At 59.9% G+C, this 8243-nt stretch carries 6 protein-coding genes; 4 read left to right on the top strand and 2 right to left on the bottom strand.

Translation table 11 applies throughout. The features are described from left to right. From AACS18_RS05935 to AACS18_RS05925, 3 genes are all read left to right on the top strand, one after another. Positions 1 to 1211 (top strand): beta-N-acetylhexosaminidase (locus AACS18_RS05935; protein ID WP_146184749.1); only part of this gene is annotated, 1211 nt, incomplete at its 5' end. Positions 1212 to 1423: 212 nt separating this feature from the next. After that, on the top strand, positions 1424 to 2977 hold the full coding sequence (locus tag AACS18_RS05930; RefSeq protein ID WP_108612109.1) for a methyl-accepting chemotaxis protein: 1554 nt from the start codon (positions 1424 to 1426) through the stop codon (positions 2975 to 2977). A gap of 66 nt (positions 2978 to 3043) precedes the next feature. Beyond that, entirely contained in the window at positions 3044 to 3400 is a 357-nt protein-coding gene (locus tag AACS18_RS05925; protein ID WP_019446729.1) for an MGMT family protein, read from the top strand. Positions 3401 to 3416: 16 nt separating this feature from the next. Here AACS18_RS05925 and AACS18_RS05920 read toward each other — a convergent pair whose 3' ends face one another. Together AACS18_RS05920 and topA are read right to left on the bottom strand one after the other, a co-directional pair. Then, the gene (locus AACS18_RS05920; RefSeq protein WP_005334891.1) at positions 3417 to 3581 is read right to left on the bottom strand and encodes a hypothetical protein; all 165 of its coding nucleotides are present in this window, start codon (positions 3579 to 3581) and stop codon (positions 3417 to 3419) included. Between the two features lie 108 nt (positions 3582 to 3689). Then, positions 3690 to 6311 (bottom strand): type I DNA topoisomerase, encoded by a 2622-nt coding sequence (gene topA / locus AACS18_RS05915; protein ID WP_108612108.1) that lies wholly within the window; start codon positions 6309 to 6311, stop codon positions 3690 to 3692. A 355-nt stretch (positions 6312 to 6666) separates the two neighbouring features. Between topA and astB the strand changes: the two genes are divergently transcribed. Beyond that, positions 6667 to 8004 (top strand): N-succinylarginine dihydrolase, encoded by a 1338-nt coding sequence (gene astB / locus AACS18_RS05910; protein WP_108612107.1) that lies wholly within the window; start codon positions 6667 to 6669, stop codon positions 8002 to 8004. Positions 8005 to 8243 lie beyond the last annotated feature (239 nt).

Below are 8243 nucleotides of genomic sequence, written 5' to 3'. Positions count from 1 at the left end.
GGCTGGTGACTTTGGCCCAGTGGTATCTGCAACATGGCGAGAGCCTGCCCTGCGTCACGCTGGAGGATGCCCCGCGCTTTGGCTTTCGCGGCATTTTTCTCGATTGCGCCCGCCACTTCCACACACCGGCCACCATCAAGCGCCTGCTCAAGCTGATGAGCCTCTACAAGTTCAACCGCTTCCACTGGCACCTGACCGATGACGAGGGGTGGCGACTCGAGATAAAGGCCTTCCCGGAGCTGACCGACGTGGGTGCCTGGCGCGGCCATGATCTGGCGATCGGCCCCCAGCTCAGCGGCGGTGCCGAGCCCTATGGCGGCTACTACACCCAGAGCGAGGTGAAGGAGCTGGTGAGCTATGCCGGTGAGCTCGGCATCACCGTCATTCCCGAGATCGACATTCCGGGCCACTGCCACGCCGCCATCAAGGCGCTGCCCGAGCTGCTGATCGAAACGGCGGATCACTCCCGCTACCGCTCGGTCCAGCATTTCGATGACAACGTGCTCAACCCCGCCCTGCCCAGCACCTACCGCTTTCTGGAGGCGGTGCTGGACGAGGTGTGCGAACTCTTCCCCGGCCCGCAGATCCACATGGGGGGTGACGAGGTGCCGACCGGGGTCTGGACCGACAGCCCCGCCTGCCAACAGCTGATGACCGAGCAGGGCTACGCCGACTGCCGCGAGCTGCAGGGCCATCTGCTGCGCCACTGCCAGCGCTATCTGGCCGCCAGAGGCAAACAGATGATCGGATGGGAGGAGATCCTGCATGGGGACAAGGTGAGTCGCAAAGCGGCCATCTGTGCCTGGACCAGCTTTCAGGCGGGGCTGGACGCTGCCGCGGCCGGTTATCCGGTGGTGATGGCCCCCGCCCAGTTCCTCTATCTGGATCTGGCCTGGAGCGCCGATATTCATGAACCCGGCCTCTACTGGGCGGGGACCCTCAATCTGGAGCAGGTTTATGCTTGCGATCCTGCCCCAGCCGATTTCCATGCCAACGATAACATCCTCGGGGTGCTGAGCCCTTTGTGGTCAGAATTGATCACCAGCCGTGATCGTCTCGACTACATGTTGTTCCCGCGTATGCTGGCCACGGCCGAGGTGGCCTGGAGCGATCCCGCTCACAAGGGCTGGGAGCACTTCGCGGCCCGCCTGCCGGGTCAGCTGCAGATCCTCGATCAGTTGCAGGTGCGCTACCGGATGCCACAGAGGTAATGTTGTCTCTACTTTGGCGGCCAATCGGCCGCCTTTTTTACGATTAACCAACAAAACATCAACTTCCCCCTACCATTCATCCGCCATTATTGGCAAAATCCAGCCCCCAATGAAGCTGGTCTGCCTCCTGCTGGCGCGAGCCTGCGGCCACCTCCAGATCTGCCACAATAACAACGACAATATTATCAACAAGAACATCGGAGCGTATTCCTATGGCCCGCAGAGACGTCCATACCCTGGATAGCGAAGTGGAGTTTCCTGCCGACGTACAACTGGTCTCCACCACTGACCTGCGCGGGGTGATCACCTACGCCAACCCTGCCTTCTGCGACATCGCAGGCTACTCGGTCGATGAACTGGTGGGACACAACCACAATCTGGTGCGCCATCCCGACATGCCCAAAGCGGCCTTTGCCGATCTCTGGGCTCGCCTCAAGGAGGGCAAACCCTGGCGCGGCATGGTGAAAAACCGCTGCAAGGATGGCCGCTACTACTGGGTCGATGCCTATGTGACCCCCATCTATGAGGCAGGGCGGATCAGTGGTTACCAGTCGGTACGCTGCAAGCCCGAGCCCCAATTCAAACGCATCGCCGCTGAGACCTACCAAGCCCTGCTCAAGGCCGAGCGCGGCAACAGCAGCAACCTCCCCTCTCTTGCCAGAGTGCGCACCCCGGCCATTACCCTGCTGCTGCTCGGCCTGATGGGCTGGACCTTCGCCAGCCAAGGGGCCATGACCGTCCTGCTGATGCTGCTACCCCTGTTGCTTCTTGGCGGAGCCTACTGGCGCGAGCTCTTTGCCCTGCCCCACTATCTGCAGCAACTGGGCCGCGAATATGACAGTCTGACCCGGCTGGTCTACTCCGGTGACAACCCCGGCGCCATTGCCGATTTTCATATCAAGATGCTGCAGGCCCGCATCCGAACCGTGTTGGGGAGGATCAATGATGCCACGGCACCTCTGCAAACCCTGGCCATCAATCTGAAGCAGGCCTCTCATCAAGCCTGTCTCGATATCAACGAGCAAGATGCCCAGACCCAGCAGATGGCTACAGCTATGACTCAAATGGCCAACACAGCTCACGAGATCGCCCGCAACATTCAAGACTCCAACGGTCAGGTCAACGAAGCTCGCAATCGTTGTGAACAAACCAACCAGCAGTTGAACCAGACCGAACAACAGATCGAACAGCTCGCCAAACAGGCAGAGCTGGCGTTCAACTCGGCGGTAGAGCTCGCCAGCGAATCCGAACGGATTGGCAGTGTCATGGGCGAGATCCAGGGCATCGCCGAGCAGACTAACCTGCTGGCCCTCAACGCCGCTATCGAAGCTGCTCGCGCCGGGGAGCAGGGCCGTGGTTTTGCTGTGGTCGCAGACGAGGTGCGTACTCTATCGACCCGCACCCACAAGGCAACCGAGCAGATCCAGGGCAGCATCAAGCAGATCCAGCACACGCTGGGACGCTGGAAGGGGATGATGCAGGAGAACCTGCAACAGACCCGCGCATGTGCCGAGATGACCCGCCAGGGAGCCAGCAGCCTCCATACTGTGCTGGCAGAGATAGAGCTGGTCACCGAACACTCCACCCAGATCGCCACCGCTGCTGAGCAGCAACAAGCGGTAGTAGAGGAGATCAGCCGCAGCATCCACCAGATCTCCGAGTACTCCCACGCCAACAGTCAGAAGATGCTGGATGTCGATCACTCCAGTCAGGCTCTGCTGGAACGGGCCAAGCAACTGAAGGGGCTTAGCCAGACCTTCGGCTGAATCATTGCCAGCCCCATGACAGAAGCGCCACAATGGCGCTTCTGTTGTTTTTGACGAATCGGGTCTATGAGCATTGAACCAAGTCCATCCCCATTGAACAAAACGGCCCGTATCGAAGCGATCATCGCCTTGATCCCGGCAGGCCGGGTGGTCAGCTATGGTCAGGTGGCCGATCTGGCCGGGCTGCCCGGACGGGCAAGACTGGTGGGCAAGGTGCTGCGGGAAACCGACAAGGTACTGCCGTGGCATCGGGTGCTGGGCGCTGCGGGCACTATCTCGTTACCGAAAGGATCGCCAGGCTTTGCCGAACAGACGGGACGCCTGCAGCAGGAGGGGGTCGTGGTGATCGGGGGGCGGGTCAGAATGAAGGAGTGGCAATGGCAGCCCGATCTGGCCGAGCTGCTTTTTTTACTGCCGTTTTGAGGGGATCACAGCCGGATCACTCCAGCGGCGCCAGGATCTCGTCGCTGCGCACCTGCACCGGTATGGTCTCATCCGCACGCTGCAGCAGCACCAGCAGGCTCTGCCGGTCCACCTCCAGCACATAGGCCGCCCCTTCACGGGTCATGCAGCTCATGCCCGGCCGGATCTCGTTAATCTCCATCTCAACCTCCTTGTCTACTTCGCGATTGACGACAGCTGCACTCCTTGCAGCTGTCTCAGTATACCGCTATCCATAAGCAAAGAGGCCCCTTGTCGGGGCCTCTTTTCATCAGGCTTTTTTAGCCTTTGGCAAACTCTCTTGCCAGGTACCGTTGTCGTAGTGAGCGGTCCAACCGGTCGCCTTGCCGTTGACCTCGCTCATCACGTACTGCTCCTTGGTCTTGCGACTGAAGCGCACGATAGCTGGGTTGCCGTCCGGATCGGTGAGCGGGGCACCGGCCAGATACTTGTGCTTGGCGGAGATGCGATCCTTGAAGCGCTTGAGCTCTTCCACCAGCGGCGCGCGGGTCTCGCGGGATTTGGGGAAGTTGCTGGCTGCCAGGAACAGACCGGCAGCACCGTCACGCAGCACGAAGTGAGCATCGGACTGGGTGCACTTGAGCTCCGGCAACGGTACCGGATCTTCTTTCGGCGGCGCGATGTCGCCGTTTTTCAGGATCTTGCGGGTGTTCTTGCAAGTCTCGTTGGTGCAGCCCATGTACTTGCCGAAACGGCCGTTCTTGAGCTGCATCTCGGCTCCGCAACGGTCGCACTCGATACTCGGCCCTTCGTAGCCCTTGAGCTTGAACTGGCCCTTCTCGATTTCGTAGCCATCGCAGTCCGGGTTGCGACCACAGACGTGCAGCTTGCGGCTGTCATCGATGATGTAGGCATCCATCGCTGTGCCACAGACACCGCAACGGTGCTTGGCACGCAGCGCCTCGGTTTCCGCCTCTTCGCCGTCAGTGGCGGAGACAAACTCGTCGGCAGAGACCAGGTTGATGGTCTTCTTGCAGCGATCTTTCGGCGGCAGTGCATAGCCGGAGCAGCCGAGGAAGACGCCGGTGGTGGCGGTACGAATCCCCATCTTGCGGCCACAATCCGGGCAGTCGATGTCGGTCATCACCATCTGGTTGGCACGCATGCCGCCCTCTTCGGGCGCCTTGTCGGCCTTCTCCAGCTCCTGGGTAAACTCGGCGTAGAAGGCGTCCAGCACCTTCTTCCACTCAAGGCTCCCTTCGGCGATGCCATCGAGCTTGTCTTCCATCTTGGCGGTGAACTCGTAGTTCATCAGCTCGACGAAGTTCTCCACCAAACGATCGGTGACGATCTCGCCCATCTTCTCGGCGAAGAAACGGCGGCTCTCGACCCGCACATAACCGCGATCGACGATGGTGGAGATGATGGAGGCGTAGGTTGACGGACGGCCGATGCCGCGTTTTTCCAGCTCGCGCACCAGCGCAGCTTCAGTGAAACGGGCAGGCGGCTTGGTGAAGTGCTGGCGCGGATCCAGCTTGATCAGCTTCAGCACCTCGCCAACGGTCACCGCCGGCAGCTGACTATCTTCACCCTTGCGACCCATCGGCGGCAGAGCCTTGGTCCAACCGGCGAAGCGCAGGGTACGGCCACGGGCCTTGAGCTCGAACTCACCCGCCTTGACGGTCAGGGTAGAAGAGTCGTACTGAGCCGGGGTCATCTGACAAGCAACGAACTGACGCCAGATGAGATCGTACAGACGCATGGCATCCGGCTCCATCCCTTCCAGCATCTCGGCAGTCACCTGTACGTTGGAGGGACGGATCGCTTCGTGCGCTTCCTGAGCATTGGCCTTGGCGCCATACAGATTCGGCTCGGCTGGCAGATAGGCCGCGCCATACTGCTCGCCGATATATTCACGCACCGCCTCAACCGCCTCTTTGCTGAGGTTGGTGGAGTCGGTACGCATATAGGTGATGTAACCCGCTTCATAGAGACGCTGGGCCATCATCATGGTCTTCTTGACCCCGAAGCTCAGCCGGGTAGAGGCCGCCTGCTGCAGGGTAGAGGTGATAAACGGCGCGGACGGCTTGGAGCCGGTCGGCTTGTCTTCCCGGTTCACCACCTTGTAGTCGACCCCTTCCAGGGCCGCCACGGCGGCAAAGGTCTCGGCCTGGGTCACCGGCTTGAAGTCGGCACCATTGCGGCTGACCACTTCCATCCGCAGATCGCTCTTGTCGGCGGTCAGCAGGTCGGCATTGAGATCCCAGAACTCGACCGGTACGAACGCCTTGATTTCGCGCTCTTTATCGACGATGAGACGCACCGCAACGGATTGCACCCGACCGGCGGAGAGACCGCGGGCCAGCTTTTTCCACAGCAGCGGGGAGACCATGTAACCCACCACGCGGTCGAGGAAACGACGGGCCTGCTGGGCATTGACGCGGTCAATATTGAGTTCGGACGGCTGGGCAAACGCCTCCTTGATGGCGCTCTTGGTGATCTCGTTGAACACCACGCGCTTGTAGCGGCTGTCGTCGCCACCGATGATCTCGCGCAGGTGCCAGGCGATCGCCTCTCCTTCTCTATCCAAGTCGGTTGCGAGATAGATGGTGTCGGCTTTCTCGGCCAGACTTTGCAACTCGCTGACCACCTTCTCCTTGCCGGGCAAAATCTGGTAATTAGCCTGCCAGCCAGCGGTCGGATTGATACCCATCCGGGCAAACAGGGCCTTGCGATCCTTGGCAGCCTTCTCGGATTCGCTCAACTTGATGCCGCGAATGACAGGTTTCTTGGGCTCGGTGCTGGCGCTGCCGCTGGTGGGCAGATCGCGAACATGACCAACGCTGGATTTCACCACGTAGTCCTTGCCCAGATATTTGTTGATCGTCTTGGCCTTGGCCGGAGACTCCACTATGACCAGTGATTTGCCCATGCTGTAACTATTATCCTCATTGCACCCGACGGGGTTGGTGTGCGGTTTTGTGGGGCTGTATAAGAGATTTGGCGCGAAAAAGCAATCTTGTGAGCAAATTTGCCTGACCAGCCCGAACCACACGGCTTCTTTTATTGCTTCTTTATTTATTAATGCGAAGGCAACAGGCCGGACGCAACCGCTTTTTCAATTTTCTGCCATACCGCCCCTCTTTTTATATCTGAAACGACATAAAAACGTCTGCTGGTTACCGGCTTGTTACAAAAACATAAAATCTCTTTATAATGGCCCAACCCCGACGCATTGCGCGCGGAAGGAACCGCTACCCATCATAAAAATCGAAAGGATGTACTCAATGAAGCACTTCGAGGTCAATTTCGACGGTCTGGTCGGCCCGACTCATAACTATGCTGGCCTCTCCTACGGCAACGTTGCCTCCCAGAGCAATGCCCAGGAGGCTTCCAATCCGAAAGAGGCCGCCAAACAGGGGCTGCGCAAGATGAAGGCGCTGACCGAGCTTGGCATGACCCAGGGGGTACTGGCGCCACAAGAGCGTCCCGATCTCGCCACCCTGCGCCGCCTCGGCTTCACCGGCAACGATGCCCGGGTGCTGGAGCAGGCCGCCAAGCAGGCTCCTGCCGTACTGGCTGCCTGCTATTCGGCCTCCAGCATGTGGACTGCCAACGCCGCCACCGTCTCCCCCAGTGCCGATACCCAGGATGGCCGCATTCACTTCACCCCCGCCAACCTGACCAACAAGTTTCACCGCTCCCTGGAGCCGGACGTCACAGGTCGCATCCTGCGCGCAGTGTTCAACAATGATCGCCACTTCAGCCACCACCTCCATCTGCCGGAGAATGACCACTTCGGCGACGAGGGGGCGGCCAACCATACCCGCCTCTGTCGCGCCTATGGCGAGGCGGGGGTCGAGCTGTTCGTCTATGGCCGCAGCGCTTTTGACTACGCCCGCCCGGCGCCGAAGCGCTACCCGGCCCGCCAGACTCTGGAGGCAAGCCAGGCCATCGCCCGCCTGCATGGCCTTGGCGAGGAGAGCGTGGTGTTTATTCAGCAAAACCCGGAGGTGATCGATCAGGGGGTATTCCATAACGATGTGATCGCGGTGGGCAACCAGAACGTGCTCTTCTTCCATCAACAAGCGTTCCTCAACACCGAAGCGGTACTGACCGAGATCAGCAGCAAGTTTGGCGAGGGGGATTTGCACTTTATCGAAGTGCCGACCGCCGAGGTATCCGTGCTGGATGCGGTGAAATCCTACCTGTTCAACACCCAGATCCTCACCCTGCCGAGCGGCGAGATGGCCATCATCGCCCCCACCGAGTGCCGCGATAATCCGGCAGTGTCAGCGTACCTGAACAAGCTGCTGACGCAGGAGACCCCGATCAAGGCGGTCCACTACATGGATGTGAAACAGAGCATGCGCAATGGAGGCGGCCCGGCCTGCCTGCGACTGCGGGTTGCCATGAACGATCAGGAGCTCGCCGCGGTCAATCCGGCCTGCCTTATCAACGACCGCCAGTTCGCCCGCCTCGACGGCTGGGTCGATCGCCACTACCGCGACCGCCTGAGCCTCGATGATCTGCGCGACCCGGCGCTGGTGCAGGAATCCCGCAGTGCACTGGACGAGCTAACCCAGATCCTCAAACTCGGATCCATCTACCCGTTCCAGCGCTAAATGTGATAACCGAGAAGACCGCCGACGCAGGCGGTCTTCTGCTATTGGCCTCCTCTTCACCACGCTCGCCAAGCTGTACTGTGCTGGTTTGTGCAGAAAATCAGCTTACAACTAGCTGATAAGTTTGAATTTTGAGCTTGCTGTATCAAAAAACAACGAACAGTCATTTTTTACTGCCATATCAGCCTGTCAGGGGTTCACAAACGCTGGGGATCTGCTAGTATGCGCCTCGCACTTGG

The sequence above is a fragment of the Aeromonas sp. HMWF015 genome (assembly GCF_963878965.1).
In the GTDB taxonomy this organism is placed as follows: domain Bacteria; phylum Pseudomonadota; class Gammaproteobacteria; order Enterobacterales; family Aeromonadaceae; genus Aeromonas; species Aeromonas veronii.
This window is presented reverse-complemented; position numbering and strand designations above follow the sequence as displayed.

Coding starts and splice junctions, on each gene's coding strand:
- topA (WP_108612108.1), bottom strand. CDS start 6,311: ATGGGCAAATCACTGGTCATAGTGGAGTCTCCGGCCAAGGCCAAGACG.
- AACS18_RS05925 (WP_019446729.1), top strand. CDS start 3,044: ATGAGCATTGAACCAAGTCCATCCCCATTGAACAAAACGGCCCGTATC.
- AACS18_RS05930 (WP_108612109.1), top strand. CDS start 1,424: ATGGCCCGCAGAGACGTCCATACCCTGGATAGCGAAGTGGAGTTTCCT.
- AACS18_RS05920 (WP_005334891.1), bottom strand. CDS start 3,581: ATGGAGATTAACGAGATCCGGCCGGGCATGAGCTGCATGACCCGTGAA.
- astB (WP_108612107.1), top strand. CDS start 6,667: ATGAAGCACTTCGAGGTCAATTTCGACGGTCTGGTCGGCCCGACTCAT.